The following is a 22,134-nucleotide window of genomic DNA, read 5'->3' as shown; positions in this document are numbered from 1 at the left end:
CGTGTTACTCACCCGTCCGCCGCTAACGTCATAGAAGCAAGCTTCTAATCAGTTCGCTCGACTTGCATGTATTAGGCACGCCGCCAGCGTTCATCCTGAGCCAGGATCAAACTCTCCGAAGAAATGTTTGACTTGCTCAATTTAAAAAAATAAAAWTTAACGTTGACGTTTGTCGCTTTGTTCAGTTTTCAAAGTTCAACCATTGCTCTGAAGCAACTTTATTAGTATAACATTCTATCGTTTTGATGTCAACATCTTTTTTTAAGATGTTTCTCTCAACTGCGCTGTTCATCAGCGACATTTAATAATTTACCATATATAATATATAGAGTCAATCGTTTTTCTAAAAAACTTTATAAATAAAAAAGTTAATGAAGTAAACCTTCAATATAATGATTGAATACTCTCTATTACAATATTAATCTAGCCGCTATGCAGTTTTCTTATCTTACCATAAAAAAAAGCCCAGTCATTAAACTGAGCTTTTTTATTTAAACTATTCTGCTAAGAATGCAAAATAGAGTATGAAGATGATACAGAGAGCATACATAATTGGATGAACTTCTTTTCCACGCTTGCTGCATAACATTGTAATAGGATAAAAGATAAAACCAACCGCAATACCTGTTGCAATACTGTATGTTAGTGGCATCATAATTACCGTGAAAAATGCGGGAACTGCTACTTCGAACTCTTTCCAATTAATTTCTCCTAAATTTGACACCATCAGAGCTCCTACCGTAATTAAAGCTGGCGCAGTAACAGCTGGTGTTACGACCGCTAACAATGGAGAAAAGAACAGTGCAACTAAGAAAAACGCTGCCGTTACGATTGCAGTAAATCCTGAACGTCCGCCCGCTGCTACTCCAGCCGTAGACTCTACATAAGCTGTTGTTGATGAGGTACCAAGAACAGCACCAACTACAATCGCACTAGAATCTGCCAATAACGCTCTGCCCGCTCGCGGAAGTTTATTATCTTTCATAAGCCCTGCTTGACTCGCTACAGCAACCATCGTACCTGCTGTATCGAAGAAATCAACAAATAAGAAAGTTAAAATGACGACTAGCATCTTTACAGTAAAGATATCACCGATATTTTGAAAAGCTGCCCCAAACGTCGGATCAAGACTAGGAACTGATGAAACAACTGCTTTAGGTGTATCAATTAAACCAAAAGCCATACCTGCTACAGCCGTTACAATCATACCGATAAATACAGCTGCATTTACTCGAAGCACCATTAATACAATAGTAATTACAATGCCAAAAACCGCAAGTAACGTTGTTGGGTTAGTTAAATCACCCAGTCCAACAAATGTAGCATCATCTTTGACGATGATTCCGGCACCTTTCATACCAATAAAACTAATAAATAAGCCAATACCTGCTCCAACAGCCATTTTTAATTCAATAGGAATAGAATTAATAATTTTTTCTCGCAGGCTTGTTAATGTTAAAAGAATAAAAATAACACCTGATATCATAACACCCGTTAAAGCCGTCTGCCATGGAATTCCCATTGTCAGAACAACTGTATAAGCAAAAAATGCGTTTAATCCCATACCTGGAGCTAATGAAATTGGATACCTACCAAGGACTCCCATAACAATTGATCCCAAAGCTGCCGCTAAAGCAGTAGCTGTAAATACAGCCCCTTGGTCCATTCTCATACTGTCAGGCAGATCCTTTACATCACTTAGTGATAGCACAGATGGATTAACAAATAAAATGTAAGCCATAGATAGAAAAGTTGTAAGGCCAGCTATAAACTCTTTTCGATAGCTAGTACCCAGCTCTTCAAAACGAAAATACTTCTTCACGTTTTTTCCTCCCTTTATAGAAGCCGCATGCACTTGGCAAGCCATAAAAAATGCCTCTACACTAGGCGCGTAAAGGCATAAGATCGACTAAAAGAGAAATGTATGAGCCAAAAAAACAAAAGATTTTTACACATACATGTATTACTTTCTCGTAGTCAAGCCATTTACGGTAGCTCGGTAGAAACTTTTGGGCCTTATCCCCAAGATTATACGACATTAAAGCTATATCTCGCTGTTTTATGTTACTATCCTACCATTAACTTTTTAAAAAAGTCAACAAAAAACGAACATTCTTATAAAAGAATGTTCGTTTGTTCGGTTTTCTTACATATTATTCCCATTCAATTGTTGCAGGGGGCTTACTTGTAATATCATACACTACGCGGTTAATATGCTTAACTTCGTTTACAATACGCGTTGAGATAACTTCAAGCACATCCCAAGGAATACGCGCCCAGTCAGAAGTCATACCATCAATCGATGTAACAGCACGAATACCGATTGTGTAATCATACGTACGAGCATCTCCCATTACGCCTACACTGCGGATGTCAGGAAGAACTGTAAAGTATTGCCAGATATCGCGCTCTAAGTCAGCTTTTGCAATCTCTTCACGTAAAATAGCATCCGACTCACGTACAATTTCTAACTTCTCTTCCGTAATTGCACCAAGTACACGAATACCTAGACCTGGTCCTGGGAAAGGTTGACGCCAAACGATGTTATCAGGGATACCTAATTCAGAACCTAATGCACGTACTTCATCTTTGAATAGCGTGTTTAACGGTTCGATTAGTTTGAACTGCATATCTTCCGGTAATCCACCTACGTTGTGGTGAGATTTGATCGTTTGAGCTGTAGCTGTCCCACTCTCGATAATGTCTGTGTATAGCGTACCTTGAGCTAGGAAATCAAACCCTTTTAATTTAGCAGCTTCGTCATCGAATACATAAATAAATTCATTACCGATGATTTTACGCTTTTGTTCAGGATCTGATACGCCGTTTAATTTTTCTAAGAAGCGATCTTTTGCATCGATTTTAATTACGTTCATATTAAAGCCTTCGCTAAATGTTTCCATTACGCTTTCCGCTTCACCTTTACGTAATAAACCGTGATCTACGAACATACATGTTAACTGATCACCAATTGCTTTGTGAATTAATACAGCTACTACTGAAGAGTCTACTCCGCCGCTAAGTGCGCAAAGTACTTTTCTATCTCCAACTGTTTCACGGATTTTATCCATTTCAACTTCAATGAAGTTCTCGATTGACCAGTTTGCTTCAGCATGACATACTTCAAACACGAAGTTCTTTAAGATATGGTTACCGTGCACTGAATGGCGAACTTCTGGATGGAACTGCACTCCGTACATATTCTTTTCTTTGTTACTCATTGCGGCAATTGGACAAGATGGGCTAGTTGCGTCCACTTCAAAACCAGCTGGTGTTTCTACAACTAAATCACCGTGACTCATCCAAACAACTTGTTCTTTTGGCAACTCATGGTACATTAATGAATCGTTTTGTACGTTAATCGCTGCTTTACCATATTCACGATGGCTAGCACCTTCTACCTTCCCGCCAAAATGATGAGTCATTAATTGCATTCCATAACAAATACCTAAAACAGGAATACCTAATTCAAAAATGTTTTCATCGCAGTGAAATGCGTTTTCACCGTACACACTGTTTGGGCCTCCAGAGAAAATAATTCCCTTTGGATTTAATGCTTTAATCTCTTCTGCTGTAATTGTGTGCGGATGCAATTCACTATATACTCCGAACTCGCGAATGCGACGCGTAATCAGTTGGTTATATTGACTACCAAAATCTAATACAACAATCATGCCTTCCATCTTGTTCACCTCTCCGAATGTGTAAATAATCACTTGTTATTATGCCCTAAAATATAAAAAAAACTAGACTTCTCCCTCAAAAAACAAAGGCAGAAGTCTAGTTGAGCACGACGTTCATTGTCAAATAGACTGTTCTGCCTTCATAGTCAGATCGTTTAAGGTGACCCGGTAGAGACTCTCGAACCATATTATCGAGGATATATGAAGGTATACGAAACATTTATAGTAAGTTCGAGAATATTCTATCAATCCGCGAAACAATGGTCAAGAACTCGTTTTTTTGATTAAATTTTCCCACAATTCAATCGACTCTTTCCATTCTTTTATGGAATCTGCATTTCGATACAAAACCCGCTCGTATTTTTCCGTTAATTGTAGCATATTTACCGTATTTAATTTTTCGTCTACTTCTCTTGCAAAGTCGCGCAGCGTCTGACTTTCTTGCCGCTTTAGTCCATTTGCAGCGAGTCTTTTAAGTAAAAAAGCATACGCTGATTCAAAGGTTTCCACACTCTCTTTCTTTTTATAAAAAGAGATATAAAAAGGTAAAAACCATTTAAATCGATTGAGATATATTACTATCAACATAACTACAATCAGTCCGCAGAAAAGTACTTTCCACTTCATAGACAACTTAGCATTTTGAAGAGAAGCTGTTTTTTCTTTCGCTCTTTCTTCTTGTGCCGGAAGCTCTTTTTCCTTAGGCTGCTCCTTCACTTGCGTTTCTTGTTTCTCTTCTTCCCTTTGACTATTTTCACTAGAGTCGTTAGGTTGGCTATCTACAAAATCATAAGGATTAGAAAAACTTTTTGTTGGTTCAAAAGGTACCCAACCCGCTCTTGGAAAATAGACTTCGACCCAAGAATGAGCATTATTTTGTGTGATTTCATAGGTTGTCCACTTACTACTTCCTGAAATGACGGTGGCATCACCTTCTGTATAGCCCTTTACCCACCGAGCAGGAATATCTAATGAACGAAGCAGCACAACCATAGAAGTAGAGAAATTATCACAGTACCCTCTTTTTGTATCAAATAAAAATTGATCCACATAATCTTTATTTTTCGTAGGAATTGGAACATTTTCAGTATCATATACATATGGATTTGATCGGAAGTATTCTTCAACAGCTTTCGCTTTTTCATAACGATTGTTCTTATTTTTTGTTACCTCACGAGCTAAATCCTTTACTCGTTTCGGCAAGTTAGCAGGAAGTTGTGTATACCTTGCTATAAATTCGTTATTATTCTCTAAACTCTCTGCCTTTTTTTCCTCTGCTTGCTGAAGAAGTCCAATATCAAATACAGGATATTTATACGTCATCTCATACGATTGAACAGTAACAAGCTTGTCATTTTGATAAGGATATAATTTTTCATTTGTCGGTGTAACATCGGTTTGAATGCCATTTTTTAAGGTTAGCGACAGCAGTTGAGGAACATGCATAAGATGAACAGAAGGCTGCGAATAGGTAACTTCTGCTTTTCTTACTTGTCCTGCTACACTTGAGTCATATTGAGGGAGTAAGTTTTCATTTCCTTTAAAGGGCACTTTTTCTTCCTCTTTAGACAGCTCCCACCCCTTACCTGTATAAACATCCTTCGTTTCAATACGCCAATAGTGCTCATCCTCTACTTTGGCTGTAAACACAACCGTATCATCATTGACAAACGATCCCCCCAATTTAGAATCGTCCATATCATAGCCAATTCGTTGACCGCTTGCAGATTCTCCCTGTCCTTGATTTGTTGTATGCGCTGTGATAAAAGGTACGGGATCTGGCCACTGCGGCCCTGGTTTAGGAGCGAGATAAGCCAGCACAATGACGATAGCTAAAAAGCTGCCTAGAAAAAGAAACGATCGTTTTCTATTTTCTAAACGCTCAGTGCCCGCAGCTTTTATGCGTTCAGGATTTATGCGAAGCATGGCTACTAATAAAAATCCGATAATCGTCACACGAATAATAGCAGCTCTCGCATCGTAAGTAGAAAATGTATCCAACACGGTAATATACAAAATGGTTAAGAAGAAAAAGAAGAAAATTCTTTTTTGATAAAAGATCCAATATCGAATTAAATAAGCCATAATCCAAAGCAGCACAAAAAATAAAGTGCTCCTCATTTCAAATGATAAATTCGCTATATCCCACTCCATGATACTTTGTGCATCTGACTGAAGAATCTCCAAAAGTCTCGGAAGCCAGTCTGAAGAAAAGAAGGCTCCTTGGAAATAGAGATTGTGAAGCGAAAACAAAATAAACAATATACTCCCTAACGTCATCACAATAAACGGCAATCGAAACGTTAAACACAAAAAACAGTAAGCAACAAACAAGATAAAGTACTGAATTTGATTGGTATCCGTCACTTCATTTAAAGGAAGAAGCCATTCCACTAATAAAAAGAATGCTCCCGCGTACAATAAGATGTTTTTTACATACAAAGCTGATTTATTCACTTATTTCCGCCCTCACTTCCTTTAGATGATAGAGGAAGAGGAATATTAACGACTTCAATCGTTAAAGCAGAAGATTGTATTCCATTAACAATAACCGTCTCTTCGTCACTAAGCCCTGCTCCTTCATCTTTAACGACAATTATTGATGCCTTAGCATGCAGACTCAGCTTAGATTGAACCTGCCCAATGAGAGTTCCTGTAACTTGACTGACAATGACCATAAAAGAATGCTGCTTTTGAATGGCAATACCCTTAAATTCTGTTTCGAATACTCGGTTGTTAATAGGCTGTGCACGCGCTAAGTGATACAACAGGTTATCAGTCTCACTTTGTTCAGAGGCTTTTGGTGAAAAAAGTGCATCTCCAGCTAAAAGAAAATCGATTTTTTTACGCTTGGTTTCTTCATGAATGAGCATGGATGCCAGAAAGCTCATTCGTTCTTCAAAGTATAGAGAGCTTATAACATCTGCAATGATAATCATACTCCGTTCATGATAATGACCGAACTCTTTAGAAATCAACGTAGCTTTACGAGCCGTCGCCTTCCAATCGATAGATCCTAATCGGTCACCCGGCTGGTATTCTCTAATGCCTGTCACTAACGTAGTAGATGGATTTCCAGCGGAAACTTCATTTTTTCCTTCTTCTATTCCCGCTAAAAGAAACGGGATATCTATCTCATGGATTTGAGGATACACGATAAACCGCTGCTGCAGCGGATAATAGGCCTTCTTTTTTACAATTCCTAATAAATCACTCAATTCAATCGAAATCGTAAAAAATTCATATTCTCCTCTTTCTACAAACGATCTTTCATACGGAATAACAGCGTTTCGTTGAAAAAGCGGATAAATTGTTCTTTCTTCTTGATCTAAAAGGTTACTCTCCTCTTTCACTGCTGCCATATAAACAGGAAAACCCGAGGAGCGTGTAATATGAATGTCATACGAAAGATGATCTCCAGCGAATCGAGGCTGTAGCTTCACATCACGAGTAACATTCCACTTCTTTAACGGATAAAGCAAAACGGCTGCCGCATATAATCCAAAAGGTAAGAAGCTATAAAATAAAAACCAGCTGACAAAGCCCCCTTGAAACATCGCGTAAGAAAACGTAGCAGCAAAGATGCAGAATAAAACGAACCAGTCTCTACATTTATTCCATATCACTTTTATATACTTTTTCATAAAGTACCTCTTACCTTTTAACAGGTACTTTCGTATCAGCCATAATTTGCTTCATCACATCACCCGCTGTTAAGCCGCTGTACTGGGTATCAGATCTTAGCGTTAATCGATGTGCACACACATACGAAGCAAGCTCTTGAACATCATCAGGAAGACAGTAATCTCTTCCCTTCACTAAAGCATATGCTTGAACGGCCTTCATAAATGAAACCGTCCCACGAGGACTGATACCTAACGAAACATGTGGATGAGAGCGCGTTTTGCGAATAATTTCGATGATATAGTGCTTGATCGCATCATCTACATAAATACTGCTTACAGTTTTTTGAGCCTGTACTAATTCTGGAATACTCATGACGGGTTTGACATCCTCAAGATTAACTTGAGTCGATACGCCGTTTAAAATTTGAAGCTCCTCTTCCTGCGTAGGATACCCCATGCTTAATTTGAATAAAAATCGATCCAGCTGCGCTTCCGGCAAATGATAGGTCCCATCAAAATCAACAGGATTTTGAGTAGCCATCACAAAAAAAGGCGCTGGAATTTCCCGGGTGATACCATCGGTTGTTACATGATGCTCAGCCATTGCTTCTAAAAGCGCCGATTGTGTTTTAGGAGAAGTCCTGTTAATCTCATCAGCGAGCACAATATGGCTCATGATAGGACCTGGACGAAAATGAAATTCCATGTCTTTTGGACTGTAAATAGAAACACCTGTTACATCGGACGGCAGCAAATCGGGCGTGAATTGAATTCGTTTAAATTCTGCATCAATCGATTTGGCCAGTGCCTTCACGAGCATCGTTTTCCCCACACCCGGCACATCTTCAAGCAAAATATGCCCCTCTGCAAGCAAAGCAACCAAACTCAACGTAGATACATGACGCTTTCCAATCACAATTTGATCGATGTTTTCTAATACTTGATTTAATTTATTATTAATATGATCCAGCTGAATCAATAAAGCTCCCCCTTAAAACTCAGTTAAGCCTTGAGTTTAGTATGTTTTTCAATAAACATAGTACTATCTTAACAAATTTTTAAAAAATCTGAAAATATTAACGCACGCAAAAAAGCGACCAAGTACTCACTTGGTCGCTTTTTTAGTTAGGGCAGTGATTACATCATGCCGCCCATTCCACCCATGCCGCCCATGTCAGGCATTGCAGGTGCTCCGCCTTCTTCTGGCTTGTCAGCAACAACTGCTTCAGTTGTTAAGAACATAGCCGCTACAGAAGAAGCATTTTGAAGAGCTGAACGCGTTACTTTTGTTGGGTCAACGATACCAGTGTCTAGCATATTTACCCACTCGCCAGTTGCAGCGTTGAATCCAGTTCCAACTGCTTCGCCTTTTAGACGCTCAACGATTACTGATCCTTCTAAACCAGCGTTGTGAGCGATTTGACGTACAGGCTCTTCAATCGCACGTAATACGATGTTGATACCTGTAGCAGTGTCACCGTCAGCTTCGATGCTTGCTACTTTATTATAGATATTTACTAATGCAGTACCACCACCAGCTACGATACCTTCTTCAACCGCAGCACGAGTAGAGTTTAATGCATCTTCAATACGTAATTTACGTTCTTTTAACTCAGTTTCAGTTGCCGCACCAACTTTAATTACAGCTACGCCACCAGCAAGTTTTGCTAAGCGCTCTTGTAATTTTTCACGGTCAAACTCTGAAGTTGTTTCTTCAAGCTGAGCTTTGATTTGGTTTACGCGCGCTAGGATATCTTCTGCGTTTCCTGCACCGTTTACAACTGTTGTATTTTCTTTTGTTACAACAATTTTAGAAGCGCGACCTAATTGATCGATGCCTGCTGTTTTTAAGTCAAGACCAAGCTCTTCAGTGATTACTTCTCCGCCTGTTAAGATTGCAACATCTTGTAGCATTGCTTTACGACGATCACCGAAACCAGGAGCTTTAACAGCTACAGCTGTAAATGTACCGCGAAGTTTGTTCACAACTAATGTTGCTAAAGCTTCGCCTTCTACGTCTTCAGCGATGATTAATAGAGGCTTGCCTTGTTGAACAACTTGCTCTAATACCGGTAAGATTTCTTGAATGTTACCGATTTTTTTGTCTGTGATTAAGATGTATGGATCATCTAATACAGCTTCCATTTTATCTGAATCAGTTACCATGTAAGGAGATGCATATCCACGGTCAAACTGCATACCTTCTACCACTTCTAATTCAGTTGTGAAACCTTTTGATTCTTCAAGTGTGATAACACCGTCGTTACCAACGCGCTCCATTGCTTCAGCAATTAATTGACCTACTTCTTCGTCAGCTGCTGAGATAGCCGCTACTTGAGCAATTGAATCTTTACCTTGAATTGGTTTAGAGATTGCTTTTAGTTCTTCAACCGCTACAGCTACTGCTTTTTCCATACCTTTACGGATACCCATTGGGTTAGCACCAGCCGTTACGTTTTTAAGACCTTCTCTGATCATTGCTTGCGCTAAAACTGTTGCAGTAGTTGTACCGTCACCAGCAACGTCGTTTGTTTTGCTAGCAACTTCGGCTACTAATTTAGCACCCATATTTTCAAATGCGTCTTCTAATTCGATTTCTTTTGCAATTGTTACACCGTCATTTGTAATAAGCGGTGAACCGAATTTCTTTTCTAATACAACGTTACGACCTTTTGGTCCAAGCGTTACTTTTACAGCATTTGCTAATGTATCTACACCACGTAGCATTGCGCGACGTGCTTCTTCGCTAAATTTAATGTCTTTTGCCATGTTCTTTGACCTCCTCAAGATGTTCTTAATAATCTATTTTTTACGTATGATAAGTTTGTGATTAAAATTAGCCGATTACAGCTAAAATATCGCTTTCGCGTAAAATTAAGTATTCAGTACCTTCGTATTTCACTTCAGTACCCGCATATTTTGAGAAGATGATACGATCGCCCGCAGCTACTTCTAAAGCTACACGCTCACCGCTTTCTAATACTCGGCCTGTACCAACAGCAACAATTTTACCCTCTTGTGGCTTTTCTTTTGCACTGTCCGGTAACACGATACCGCTTGCTGTTTTTTCCTCAGATTTTACAAGTTCAATCACTACGCGATCACCTAATGGCTTTAACAAGTGAAACAACCTCCTCAAATAATATGTTTGCATTTTTATTAGCACTCAACCTCAACGAGTGCTAACACAATTATTATATTAAAACAAAGTGGGTTTTTTTTGCAAGTATTAAACAAAAAAAATTTAAAATTTACGAAAACTACATATAATAGTCTTAGATTTCGACGATTTTGAGAAATAAAGCATTCTTTTCTCTGTTCAATAATATGTATGTTACAATACGAGCAAGAAGAAATTACTAACTTTACAGTACTTCTTCGACATATATACATAAAAACCTTTTAAAGGAGTATAGAAGATTGGAAAAACGTTATTGGTATGTTATCCTCACCTACATCCTTATGCAGTTTTCAGGAGTTGTTGGTATACCGCTGTTAAAATTAACAGGAGTGTTTGATCAATATCCAGTTCGAACAGCGAATGTCATGCTTTTGACTTATTGGACCATCATTAGCTTTATCCTTGGTTTACTTATTGTCTTACTGCTGCTGCGCCGTGACATGTCCATGCGTATAGAACATGCCGGATCAACGGTAACTGTGGTCTGGTCAGTCCTTGGGGTGTTTCTGGCTATGGCTGGTCAAGCTGTAGCAGGTATGATTGAGCACGCTCTTGGCATTACCCAAGTATCTGAAAACACACAAAATATTGTTAATCTTGTTAAAGCAACGCCGTTCCTCATTGTCGTTACGTCTGTTATTGGACCAATTCTAGAAGAGATTATTTTTCGAAAGATTATTTTCGGTTCTCTTCACAAACGATATAATTTCTTTATCTCTGCATTTATTAGTTCCCTTATTTTCGCTGCCGTACACTGGGATTTTAAACATTTGCTCGTGTATACAGCCATGGGATTTGTATTTGCATTCCTTTATGCAAGAACAAGACTAATTATTGTACCCATTATTGCTCACGTGTTGATGAATACAATCGTTATTTTATCTCAAACTATTTTTGCAGATAAAATTATAGAAATGCAAAAGCAAGCAGAACAAATGCAGTTTATTTTTGGAGGCATGTTTTTATGAAGAATATCCCTTTAACACGAGGGTTTATTTATATTATTATGGGGATTTTATTCACCTACCTGGCTATTCAAAATGCTCAGGAAACCGTGTGGAACTTCCCTACGATCTTATTTGCACTCGTAGCCGCATTCGATTTCAGATTTGCGGTTCGCATTTTTATCTTGCACTATAAAATTAAAAAGTTGCAGCAGCACTATAAAAATCAAGATGATTCATCTAAATAAAAAAACCACTGTTCCAGTGGTTTTTTTACATACTAACATCTTCTCTTTCTTGCTCTGCCCTTGCCTTTAACACTTTGCGATACGAAATGCGGGAAATAATGATGCTGATTTCATACAAAATTAAGAGCGGCACTGTCACCATCATGTGCGAGAGCAATTCTGGTGGTGTAATAAGTGCGGCAATAACTAGCAGTACGAAATAGGCATACTTTCGAATTTGAGATAAAAACATAGGCGTGATAATTCCTAATCGCGTCAAAAACATGACGACAACAGGAAGCTGAAACAACAGCCCAAAAGGCAGTGTGAGCTGCATTAAAAAAGAAAAGTATTCATTAATGCCAATCACTTGGTTTACATTCAGCTCATCAGAAACGCGCGTCATAAAATCGACGACAAATGGAAACAACACAAAATAAGAAAAAGAGACACCGCCGATAAAGAGAAAAATGGAAACAGGAATATATCCAAGCGTTACCTTACGCTCTTTTTCATATAAACCAGGACTAATAAATGCCCAAAGTTGATACAGTGCAACAGGAGCTGCAAGTACACAGCCGATAATAACAGCAAACTGCATATAAATCTTAACTGGATCTGTTAGCCTAAATGCATTCATCGTTAAATTTTTTGCCTCATCAGCATGCTGTAAATAGACAATAACCTTATCCGCTATAAAAAAGCCGCCAATTGTGGCAATCACAAAGAAAAATAAAACAATTAAAATGCGCTTTCGCAGCTCTCCTATATGATCATATATTGACATTTCTTGTTCGGTCATACTATGATCACCCTTTTACTCTTTGTCATCTACTTGACGCTGTTTATCTTTTTCACGATCTTCTGAGGCACCGCTAGCGGCATGCTTAAACTCTCTAAGCGTTTGCCCGACTGATCTTCCTAGCTCCGGTAACCGTTTCGGTCCAAAAATAAGCAGTGCTACAATCGCAATAATAATCCAACTGCCTGCTCCAATCCCCATATTCCCACTCTCCTTATTAATTTAGACTTAAGGAAATCGTAACATAGTCCGCCTTATTCAACAGGATAATTTTTCAAAAAGTAGACGAGCGACTGTAATTCTACAGCCAGATCAATATGATGCAGTCGAATCTCATCCGGTACGTTTAAGCGTGCAGGAGTAAAGTTTAAAATTCCTTTAATTCCGCAACTCACTAAACGATCGGTAATTTGCTGAGCAACAGTGGCTGGAACGGTTAAAATCGCTACTGAGATGTCATCACTCATATAATCTTCCAATTGGTCAAGATGATAGACGGGCACGTCGCCTACTTTTGTACCGACTTTATCTTCTATCACATCAAAAGCGCACTCAATTTTGGTGTTATTATTTTTAATAAAATTATAATTTAAAAAGGCCGTTCCTAGATTCCCTACGCCAATCAGTGCTACTTTCGTTACTTCATCTTGGTCTAACGTTTTACGGAAAAATGTAAGTAAATAATTCACATTGTAGCCGTATCCCTTTTTCCCTAATGCTCCAAAGTAAGAAAAATCCCGGCGAATAGTAGCAGAATCAACTTTCACTGCCTCACTTAACTCCGCTGACGAAACACGCTGTTTACCAGAAGCATGCAAGTTTTTTAAAAAACGATAATAAAGCGGCAATCGTTTAGCCGTTGCTTGTGGTATTTTTAATTGTTCAGTGTTCACGTTGTACCCCCTCAGTTCATGTATGTCATTACTAACATTTTCAAGTCATATTGCATTACCTTTCACAAAGCCTCAACCGCCTTGAGGTAGCGCTTCCAATTCTCTCTCTTTTCTCTTGTTTTATATATACTCCGCTTCACACCCCGACGCCTTTTGTCTATCCAGCACTACTTAAAGTCGGTAGCTAGAACGAAGTAATTAGCTCTTCAAAGGATCCGTTTGTTAGTCATGACGGGTTTTCTACATCCATCATATATAAGTTCAGAGATGCACTTATCTCTTATTTTAACATAGTATCCTGTATAAAATGTGCAGGTAAAATCATTTTATTTCATGAATCAAAACATTCGCTTCATCATTTGTCCTTGTCTCTCTACAAATTACAAACGCTTGTAGGAAGAACTTGTAGTTGAAAATATGTTAAAATACACTATGGATATACTACTAGAGGTGAAAAAATGATTATTCTACAATTGAACGGTATTACAAAATACTATGGGGCAGAACCCATTTTATCGAATATAAAGTTAGAAGTACAATCAAAAGACCGCATTGCCCTAGTGGGACGAAACGGTGCTGGTAAATCAACTTTATTAAAAATTATTGCTGAGCAGCTTTCTTATGACAGCGGAGAAATTATTAAACCTAAAGGTGTTTCCATTGATTATATGGGACAAGATACAGTTCTTGAGTCAACACTCTCCATATGGGAAGAAATGATGACGGTCTTTGCTCCGTTAAAGAAGATGGAAAAAGAATTACGTACGCTTGAAACGAAGATGGGCGATCCAGACATTTTTAATGATTCAGTTCAATACGAAAAACTAACCAAAGAGTACGATCAGCTTCAAGTAACGTTCAAAGATTTAGGCGGCTATCAATATGAAGCGGATACACGATCTATTCTTCATGGTTTCCGTTTCTCAAACTTTGACTATAGCACCCCTATTTCCTCCTTGAGCGGTGGACAAAAAACGCGCTTGGCTCTTGCAAAACTGCTTTTAACAAAGCCAGACTTGCTTATTCTGGATGAGCCTACCAACCACTTAGATATTGAAACTTTAGCATGGCTGGAACAGTTTCTGCAAGGGTATGAAGGAGCTATTTTAATTGTTTCACACGATCGTTACTTCCTTGATAAGGTCGTAAATCAAGTGTATGAAGTCACACAAAAAACAACGGTCAAGTACACGGGCAACTACTCTAAATACCTTGTACAAAAAGCAGAGCGATATGAAAAAGAGTTGCGTCAGTACGAAAAACAGCAAGATGAAGTCGCAAAACTGAATGATTTTATTCAGCGAAACATCGCCCGCGCATCGACTACAAAACGTGCGCAAAGCAGACGTAAGCAGCTCGATCGAATGGAGTTAATAAATCGACCTAACGACGGCGAAAAATCGGCTAGTTTTTCGTTTGAAATTGAGCGTCAAAGCGGAAATGAAGTCTTAAATCTCGAAAACGTGTCTATCGGATATGATGAAAACAAATACGTCGTCCAAGACGCAAACCTTCGGATTAAAAAAGGTGAAAGCCTTGCGTTGGTTGGCCCTAATGGAGTTGGGAAATCTACGTTATTAAAAGGTATTGTGGATAAACTAAGCTTCAAGACTGGAACCATTTCTTTTGGCTCAAACGTAATGGTTGGTTATTACGACCAAGAGCAAGCTAATTTAACGTCTAATAAAACCGTTTTAAATGAGCTTTGGGATGACTACCCATCCAAACCTGAAAAAGAAATTCGTACAGCGCTTGGAAATTTTCTGTTTTCAGGTGATGATGTACTGAAAATCGTTTCGACGCTTAGCGGTGGTGAAAAAGCACGTTTGGCTCTTGCGAAGCTTATGCTTCAAAAAGCTAATTTCTTAATTTTAGATGAACCTACTAACCATCTTGATTTAGATAGTAAACAAGTACTCGAGAATGCGTTAATTGATTACCCAGGGACTCTATTATTTGTTTCACATGACCGTTATTTTATTAATCGTATTGCAAACAAAATAGCAGAGCTATCTCCTGAAGGGGTAGAAGAATTTCTTGGAGATTATGACTATTATGTAGAAAAGAAAGCAGAAATAGAGGAAATCAAAGAATTAGAAAATATAAAAGCAAACGAAGAACGCACGGTAAAAGTAGATAAACAGTCCTATAAACAAGATAAAGAACAAAAGAAATTGATGAGGCAGCGAACGCGCCGCATTGAAGAAATTGAAACTGAAGTAAACAAATTAGAAGCCGCACAAGCGGAGAATGAAGAACTTCTTTGTGACCCTGAAATTTATCAAAACCACGAAGAAGTATCAAGATTAAACGGTGAAAACGAAAAAATTGCTTCACAGTTATCCACATTAATGGAAGAGTGGGAAGAATTACAGCTTCTTCTAGAAGAATAGTCTATATTTTTTCGTATTTATTCATCCTATTTACTTGTTCGTGCGCTTTAGAACAAGCTTTATCACTCTGTGAATAAATAGTGGATATCTGTCTGATTTTCATAATTAAAACTTGTTGATAACAGGTCCGTGTACTGAGTGCACGGACTTTTCCACATAATTATCCACAGTTAATTCTAAATTTATTGAATATTGTTGATAAATTATTTTTATCCACAAAAAAAGACGAATGAGAACTAAATCTCATTCGTCTCTTACTCTTCCAAGTCTAAACCGGGGTTTGCGTTTAATGACATATCTGAGCGTTTTCCTTGAGCAAATCGTACACTTGCTGCTGCTCCAATCATTGCAGCATTATCCGTGCATAGAGATAGCGGCGGGATAATAAGTTCAATGTCTGATAATGGTGCAAATGCCTCTTCTAGCGCTGCTCTAAGTCCTTTATTAGCAGCAACACCTCCTGCTACTAACACTTGCTTAACGTTATATTCCTTTGCAGCTTTAACGGTTTTAGTTACTAACACATCAATAACACTCGCTTGAAAGCTAGCAGCAAGCGTTTGTGGAAGAATTTCTTCACCTTTTTGCTTCGCGTTGTGGACAGTGTTAATAACTGCTGATTTTAACCCACTGAAACTAAAATCATAGGATCCTTCTTCTAGCCAAGCACGCGGTAAATCAATTAATGGCTCTCCTTCATGTGCAAGGCGGTCAATATGTGGTCCGCCTGGATATGGAAGGTTTAACGTGCGGGCTACTTTATCGTAGGCTTCTCCTGCTGCATCATCTCTCGTTTCACCAATCACTTTAAACTGACCGTGACTTTCCATGTATACAAGCTCCGTATGCCCTCCAGATACAACTAACGATAAAAGCGGGAATTCTAATTTTTTGATTAGCTGGTTTGCATAAATATGTCCTGCAATATGATGAACACCAATTAATGGCTTTTGATGTGCAAATGCTAGCGCTTTGGCTGCATTTACGCCAATAAGAAGTGCTCCCACAAGCCCTGGTCCTTCCGTTACAGCTATTGCATCAATATCTGCAAACGTCAAGTTCGCTTGATTTAAAGTTTCTTCAACTACCACCGTAATTTGTTCCACATGATGACGAGATGCAATCTCAGGTACGACACCGCCAAATCGTTTATGACTTTCTATTTGAGAGGCCACCACATTGGCTACAATTTCATGACCGTTTCGAATCACGGCTGCTGCTGTCTCATCACAGCTTGTTTCTAATGCTAAAATTAATTGATTTTCACTCATAAATTCACCCACATAACTAATGCATCCTCATTGTTATCAGAATAATAATTCTTACGAATACCTCCAGGTTTAAAACCTAGCTTTTGATACAATGATTGTGCAATATGATTAGATACCCTAACTTCTAATGTCATTGACGTAGCACCTAGTTTTCGAAGCACGTCCATCACGTTGCGCAGCAGCAATTCACCGAGTCCCTTACCTCGGTAGTCTGGCAATAGCGCAATGTTAGTTACATGTGCTTCGTCAATAACAATCCACGTTCCGCAATACCCAATAATATTTTCTCCTTCTTCCATCACAATGTAAGTTGAAAATTGATTATTGGTTAACTCATTTTGAAACGCTTCTGAACTCCAAGGTGTCGTAAAAGACTTCTCTTCAATTTTCACTACTTGATCAACATCTTTAACTTCCATTAAACGAAACTTAATTGTTAGTTTCATGTTTATACCTTCTTTTATCCTTTTTGCTGTGAAGCAAGCCAGTTGGCTTCGGCTTCAGCTAAACGAATGTAGTTCGGAACAAAAGTATGCACAGACTGCGGCTCTTTCTTCATTCCTAAGAAAGCCAATTCACTAGGTCTTGGATTAAACTGCTGAACATGGGCAAATACAGCTTGTTCACCCAGCACTTCTTTTAACGCCTCTTCATGCATAGGAAGATCATTGCCTATGAATAAAATAGGTTTGTTGTATGACTTTAAATGTTCCGCCCAGTCTTTATTAATAACAAGTCGATCACTTTCAACTTCTACAAGACCTCGCTCGTTATTCCATTCATATAGTCCTGTATAAAGCTGTTGACGGCGCGCATCAAATAACGGAGCGATATATCCATCAAAATAGCGACCGTTTGCTGCTAGTGCCTCAAGGCTAGATACACCTATTAAAGGAATATTTAAAGTCCAAGCAAGTGTCTTGGCAATGGTAACTCCAATGCGTACACCTGTATAAGATCCTGGCCCGTGTGCTACTACAATACGGTCTAGCTCGCTTGGCGCAATATTACAATCCTTTAACAAAGATTCCACAGCGTTCATCACACGAACGGAGTGATTCTTTTTTAGATTCGTAATAATTTCTCCAATTACTTTGTTTTCTTCAACGACAGCAACACCCATGACAAAATTGGATGTATCAATGGCTAACATTTTCATCTTTTAAAAAGCTCCTTACATATTTCAACGTACCGACTGCCTATCGCCTTTACAAGGATTTTACGAGTCGTTTCGTTTTCGTGGTAAATATTGATTTGAATATATTCATTAGGAAGCTGCTCTTCAATCAGATGAGCCCACTCCACGACCGTCACGCCATCTCCTTCAAAATACTCATCGAACCCTAGGTCTTCAAATTCATCCCCTAGACGGTACACATCCATATGATAAAGAGGAAGGCGACCGCTTTTGTATTCTTTAATGATCGTAAATGTCGGGCTATTCACATTGCGTTCAATTCCTAATCCTTTAGCTAAACTTTTTGTGAATGTTGTCTTTCCAGCTCCCAAATCGCCTTCAAGCAGCAGCACGTCACCAGCTTCTAATAAAGTTGCTAGACGAGCAGCCAGCTGATTAGTTTCATCAGGAGACGTAGACATAAACGTAAATTCGTTAATCTCTGTCATTCATTCAGAACCTCATTTCAATCTGTATATATATATTGTAAACGTTGTGGACTATACATATCCAGTAAGAAATCCAACAATCTTTAACATCGCAATTCTATAAAGAAGTTTCTTTGTATATAAAAAATTCCTTAGGATTGCTCCTAAGGACGGTAAAGTTTTATATAAAAATGGTTCAAACAATAAAAAAGACGAAACACATTGTTTCGTTTCTAAAACATGGCGGTCCCGACGGGAATCGAACCCGCGATCTCCTGCGTGACAGGCAGGCATGTTAACCGCTACACCACGGGACCATGTTGGTTGCGGGGACAGGATTTGAACCTGCGACCTTCGGGTTATGAGCCCGACGAGCTACCGAACTGCTCCACCCCGCGATGATAAAAAAAGCAAAATAAAAATGCCTAGCGATGTCCTACTCTCACAGGGACAAAGTCCCAACTACYATCGGCGCTAAAGAGCTTAACTTCCGTGTTCGGTATGGRAACGGGTGTGACCTCTTYGCCATTATCACTAGACATTTATATGATTTGGTTAAGTCCTCGATCGATTAGTATCAGTCAGCTACACATGTCGCCACGCTTCCACCTCTGACCTATCAACCTGATCATCTTTCAGGGATCTTACTAGCTTGCGCTATGGGAAATCTCATCTTGAGGGGGGCTTCATGCTTAGATGCTTTCAGCACTTATCCCGTCCACACATAGCTACCCAGCGATGCCTTTGGCAAGACAACTGGTACACCAGCGGTGTGTCCATCCCGGTCCTCTCGTACTAAGGACAGCTCCTCTCAAATTTCCTACGCCCACGACGGATAGGGACCGAACTGTCTCACGACGTTCTGAACCCAGCTCGCGTACCGCTTTAATGGGCGAACAGCCCAACCCTTGGGACCGACTACAGCCCCAGGATGCGATGAGCCGACATCGAGGTGCCAAACCTCCCCGTCGATGTGGACTCTTGGGGGAGATAAGCCTGTTATCCCCGGGGTAGCTTTTATCCGTTGAGCGATGGCCCTTCCATGCGGAACCACCGGATCACTAAGCCCGACTTTCGTCCCTGCTCGACTTGTAGGTCTCGCAGTCAAGCTCCCTTGTGCCTTTACACTCTACGAATGATTTCCAACCATTCTGAGGGAACCTTTGGGCGCCTCCGTTACATTTTAGGAGGCGACCGCCCCAGTCAAACTGCCCACCTGACACTGTCTCCCGGCCCGATCAGGGCCGCGGGTTAGAATTTCAATACAGCCAGGGTAGTATCCCACCGACGCCTCCACCGAAGCTAGCGCTCCGGCTTCTCAGGCTCCTACCTATCCTGTACAAGCTGTACCAAAATTCAATATCAGGCTACAGTAAAGCTCCACGGGGTCTTTCCGTCCTGTCGCGGGTAACCTGCATCTTCACAGGTACTATAATTTCACCGAGTCTCTCGTTGAGACAGTGCCCAGATCGTTACGCCTTTCGTGCGGGTCGGAACTTACCCGACAAGGAATTTCGCTACCTTAGGACCGTTATAGTTACGGCCGCCGTTTACTGGGGCTTCGATTCAGAGCTTCTCCCAAAGGATAACCCCTCCTCTTAACCTTCCAGCACCGGGCAGGCGTCAGCCCCTATACTTCGCCTTGCGGCTTCGCAGAGACCTGTGTTTTTGCTAAACAGTCGCCTGGGCCTATTCACTGCGGCTCTCTCGGGCTATACACCCTACCAGAGCACCCCTTCTCCCGAAGTTACGGGGTCATTTTGCCGAGTTCCTTAACGAGAGTTCTCTCGATCACCTTAGGATTCTCTCCTCGCCTACCTGTGTCGGTTTGCGGTACGGGCACCTCCCGCCTCGCTAGAGGCTTTTCTTGGCAGTGTGGAATCAGGAACTTCGGTACTATAATTCCCTCGTCATCACAGCTCAGCCTTTATGATGAGCGGATTTGCCTACTCATCAGCCTAACTGCTTGAACGCGCATATCCAGCAGCGCGCTTACCCTATCCTACTGCGTCCCCCCATTACTCAAACGGCGGGGAGGTGGTACAGGAATATCAACCTGTTGGCCATCGCCTACGCTTTTCAGCCTCGGCTTAGGTCCCGACTAACCCTGAGCGGACGAGCCTTCCTCAGGAAACCTTAGGCATTCGGTGGACAAGATTCTCACTTGTCTTTCGCTACTCATACCGGCATTCTCACTTCTAAGCGCTCCACCAGTCCTTACGGTCTGACTTCRCWGCACTTAGAACGCTCTCCTACCACTGACATCWAAGATGTCAATCCACAGCTTCGGTGATACGTTTAGCCCCGGTACATTTTCGGCGCAGAGTCACTCGACCAGTGAGCTATTACGCACTCTTTAAATGGTGGCTGCTTCTAAGCCAACATCCTGGTTGTCTAAGCAACTCCACATCCTTTTCCACTTAACGTATACTTGGGGACCTTAGCTGGTGGTCTGGGCTGTTTCCCTTTTGACTACGGATCTTATCACTCGCAGTCTGACTCCCATGGATAAGTCTTTGGCATTCGGAGTTTGACTGAATTCGGTAACCCGTTGGGGGCCCCTAGTCCAATCAGTGCTCTACCTCCAAGACTCTYACAACATGAGGCTAGCCCTAAAGCTATTTCGGAGAGAACCAGCTATCTCCAGGTTCGATTGGAATTTCTCCGCTACCCACACCTCATCCCCGCACTTTTCAACGTGCGTGGGTTCGGGCCTCCATTCAGTGTTACCTGAACTTCACCCTGGACATGGGTAGATCACCTGGTTTCGGGTCTACAACCACATACTAAACGCCCTATTCAGACTCGCTTTCGCTACGGCTCCGCCTTATCAGCTTAACCTTGCATGGGATCGTAACTCGCCGGTTCATTCTACAAAAGGCACGCCATCACCCRTTAACGGGCTCTGACTACTTGTAGGCACACGGTTTCAGGATCTCTTTCACTCCCCTTCCGGGGTGCTTTTCACCTTTCCCTCACGGTACTGGTTCACTATCGGTCACTAGGTAGTATTTAGCCTTGGGAGATGGTCCTCCCAGCTTCCGACGGAATTTCACGTGTTCCGCCGTACTCAGGATCCACTCAAGAGGGAACGAAGTTTCAACTACAGGGTTGTTACCTTCTTCGACGGACCTTTCCAGGTCGCTTCATTTACTTCGTTCCTTTGTAACTCCGTATAGAGTGTCCTACAACCCCAAGAGGCAAGCCTCTTGGTTTGGGCTAATTCCGTTTCGCTCGCCGCTACTCAGGAAATCGCATTTGCTTTCTCTTCCTCCGGGTACTTAGATGTTTCAGTTCCCCGGGTCTGCCTTCAATATCCTATGTATTCAGATAAAGATACTGTTCCATTACGAACAGTGGGTTTCCCCATTCGGAAATCTCCGGATCAAAGCTCACTTACAGCTCCCCGAAGCATATCGGTGTTAGTCCCGTCCTTCATCGGCTCCTAGTGCCAAGGCATTCACCGTGCGCCCTTTCTAACTTAACCATTAGCGAATAAATGGTACAAC

General features: G+C 40.5%; 17 protein-coding genes, 2 tRNA genes, 3 rRNA genes and 2 riboswitches. Of the genes, 3 read left to right on the top strand and 19 right to left on the bottom strand.

The features are described 5' to 3' along the window. The 8 genes from AC1D0Y_RS28640 to groES form a co-directional block, all read right to left on the bottom strand. Positions 1-122 (bottom strand): 16S ribosomal RNA (locus AC1D0Y_RS28640); the annotation flags it as partial. Between the two features lie 374 nt (positions 123-496). Further along, positions 497-1,822 (bottom strand): NCS2 family permease, encoded by a 1,326-nt coding sequence (locus AC1D0Y_RS28635; protein ID WP_013055032.1) that lies wholly within the window; start codon positions 1,820-1,822, stop codon positions 497-499. A gap of 132 nt (positions 1,823-1,954) precedes the next feature. Then, positions 1,955-2,056: riboswitch (purine riboswitch) on the bottom strand. Between the two features lie 97 nt (positions 2,057-2,153). Further along, positions 2,154-3,683: a glutamine-hydrolyzing GMP synthase gene (gene guaA, locus AC1D0Y_RS28630; protein ID WP_028410369.1), complete on the bottom strand. Its 1,530-nt coding sequence runs from the start codon at positions 3,681-3,683 to the stop codon at positions 2,154-2,156. Positions 3,684-3,806: 123 nt separating this feature from the next. After that, positions 3,807-3,908, bottom strand: a riboswitch (purine riboswitch). Positions 3,909-3,947: 39 nt separating this feature from the next. Beyond that, positions 3,948-6,140: a transglutaminase TgpA family protein gene (locus AC1D0Y_RS28625; RefSeq protein ID WP_060746670.1), complete on the bottom strand. Its 2,193-nt coding sequence runs from the start codon at positions 6,138-6,140 to the stop codon at positions 3,948-3,950. Next, complete coding sequence (locus AC1D0Y_RS28620; protein WP_334038731.1) at positions 6,137-7,327, bottom strand: DUF58 domain-containing protein; 1,191 nt, start codon at positions 7,325-7,327, stop codon at positions 6,137-6,139. Before AC1D0Y_RS28620 ends, AC1D0Y_RS28625 begins: the two co-directional genes overlap by 4 nt. A 10-nt stretch (positions 7,328-7,337) precedes the next feature. Next, positions 7,338-8,288, bottom strand: coding sequence for an AAA family ATPase (locus tag AC1D0Y_RS28615; protein ID WP_028410372.1), 951 nt, complete (start codon positions 8,286-8,288; stop codon positions 7,338-7,340). A 158-nt stretch (positions 8,289-8,446) separates the two neighbouring features. Further along, positions 8,447-10,078, bottom strand: a complete 1,632-nt coding sequence (groL, locus tag AC1D0Y_RS28610) for a chaperonin GroEL (RefSeq protein WP_028412700.1) — start codon at positions 10,076-10,078, stop codon at positions 8,447-8,449. A gap of 67 nt (positions 10,079-10,145) precedes the next feature. Further along, positions 10,146-10,430: a co-chaperone GroES gene (groES, locus tag AC1D0Y_RS28605; protein ID WP_013055026.1), complete on the bottom strand. Its 285-nt coding sequence runs from the start codon at positions 10,428-10,430 to the stop codon at positions 10,146-10,148. 299 nt (positions 10,431-10,729) lie between these two features. On the opposite strand from groES, the gene AC1D0Y_RS28600 reads away from it, so the two are divergent. Further along, entirely contained in the window at positions 10,730-11,458 is a 729-nt protein-coding gene (locus AC1D0Y_RS28600) for a CPBP family intramembrane glutamic endopeptidase (protein ID WP_060746672.1), read from the top strand. Beyond that, on the top strand, positions 11,455-11,682 hold the full coding sequence (locus AC1D0Y_RS28595) for a YdiK family protein (RefSeq protein WP_028410375.1): 228 nt from the start codon (positions 11,455-11,457) through the stop codon (positions 11,680-11,682). The genes AC1D0Y_RS28600 and AC1D0Y_RS28595 overlap by 4 nt, the downstream gene beginning before the upstream one ends. A 25-nt stretch (positions 11,683-11,707) precedes the next feature. Here the strand turns inward: AC1D0Y_RS28595 and tatC are convergent, their stop codons facing one another. The 3 genes from tatC to AC1D0Y_RS28580 are packed head-to-tail and all read right to left on the bottom strand — an operon-like array spanning position 11,708 to position 13,356. Further along, positions 11,708-12,463, bottom strand: coding sequence for a twin-arginine translocase subunit TatC (gene tatC / locus AC1D0Y_RS28590; protein ID WP_013055023.1), 756 nt, complete (start codon positions 12,461-12,463; stop codon positions 11,708-11,710). A gap of 15 nt (positions 12,464-12,478) precedes the next feature. Next, positions 12,479-12,664, bottom strand: coding sequence for a twin-arginine translocase TatA/TatE family subunit (tatA, locus tag AC1D0Y_RS28585; RefSeq protein WP_013055022.1), 186 nt, complete (start codon positions 12,662-12,664; stop codon positions 12,479-12,481). A 53-nt stretch (positions 12,665-12,717) separates the two neighbouring features. Continuing rightward, positions 12,718-13,356: a redox-sensing transcriptional repressor Rex gene (locus AC1D0Y_RS28580; protein ID WP_028410376.1), complete on the bottom strand. Its 639-nt coding sequence runs from the start codon at positions 13,354-13,356 to the stop codon at positions 12,718-12,720. Between the two features lie 458 nt (positions 13,357-13,814). Between AC1D0Y_RS28580 and abc-f the strand changes: the two genes are divergently transcribed. Next, complete coding sequence (gene abc-f / locus AC1D0Y_RS28575; protein ID WP_098250201.1) at positions 13,815-15,749, top strand: ribosomal protection-like ABC-F family protein; 1,935 nt, start codon at positions 13,815-13,817, stop codon at positions 15,747-15,749. A gap of 254 nt (positions 15,750-16,003) precedes the next feature. Here the strand turns inward: abc-f and tsaD are convergent, their stop codons facing one another. The 8 genes from tsaD to AC1D0Y_RS28535 all read right to left on the bottom strand — a co-directional run bounded on the left by tsaD (position 16,004) and on the right by AC1D0Y_RS28535 (position 22,112). Further along, positions 16,004-17,020: a tRNA (adenosine(37)-N6)-threonylcarbamoyltransferase complex transferase subunit TsaD gene (gene tsaD, locus AC1D0Y_RS28570; protein WP_081085288.1), complete on the bottom strand. Its 1,017-nt coding sequence runs from the start codon at positions 17,018-17,020 to the stop codon at positions 16,004-16,006. Beyond that, positions 17,017-17,466, bottom strand: a complete 450-nt coding sequence (rimI, locus tag AC1D0Y_RS28565) for a ribosomal protein S18-alanine N-acetyltransferase (RefSeq protein ID WP_028410379.1) — start codon at positions 17,464-17,466, stop codon at positions 17,017-17,019. The genes tsaD and rimI overlap by 4 nt, the downstream gene beginning before the upstream one ends. Positions 17,467-17,480: 14 nt before the next feature. After that, positions 17,481-18,179, bottom strand: coding sequence for a tRNA (adenosine(37)-N6)-threonylcarbamoyltransferase complex dimerization subunit type 1 TsaB (gene tsaB, locus AC1D0Y_RS28560; RefSeq protein WP_060746675.1), 699 nt, complete (start codon positions 18,177-18,179; stop codon positions 17,481-17,483). Continuing rightward, positions 18,176-18,646, bottom strand: coding sequence for a tRNA (adenosine(37)-N6)-threonylcarbamoyltransferase complex ATPase subunit type 1 TsaE (gene tsaE, locus AC1D0Y_RS28555; RefSeq protein ID WP_013081426.1), 471 nt, complete (start codon positions 18,644-18,646; stop codon positions 18,176-18,178). Before tsaE ends, tsaB begins: the two co-directional genes overlap by 4 nt. A gap of 220 nt (positions 18,647-18,866) precedes the next feature. After that, positions 18,867-18,942, bottom strand: a tRNA-Asp gene (locus AC1D0Y_RS28550). A 4-nt stretch (positions 18,943-18,946) separates the two neighbouring features. Further along, positions 18,947-19,023: transfer RNA gene (locus AC1D0Y_RS28545), tRNA-Met, on the bottom strand. 25 nt (positions 19,024-19,048) lie between these two features. After that, positions 19,049-19,164 (bottom strand): 5S ribosomal RNA (gene rrf / locus AC1D0Y_RS28540). 12 nt (positions 19,165-19,176) lie between these two features. Continuing rightward, positions 19,177-22,112: ribosomal RNA gene (locus tag AC1D0Y_RS28535) — 23S ribosomal RNA — on the bottom strand. Positions 22,113-22,134: the final 22 nt, after the last annotated feature.

It is taken from the genome of Priestia sp. P1_B12_1 (assembly GCF_056406695.1).
Note: the sequence above shows the minus strand (reverse complement) of the source record. Positions and strands in the feature narration are given on the sequence as shown.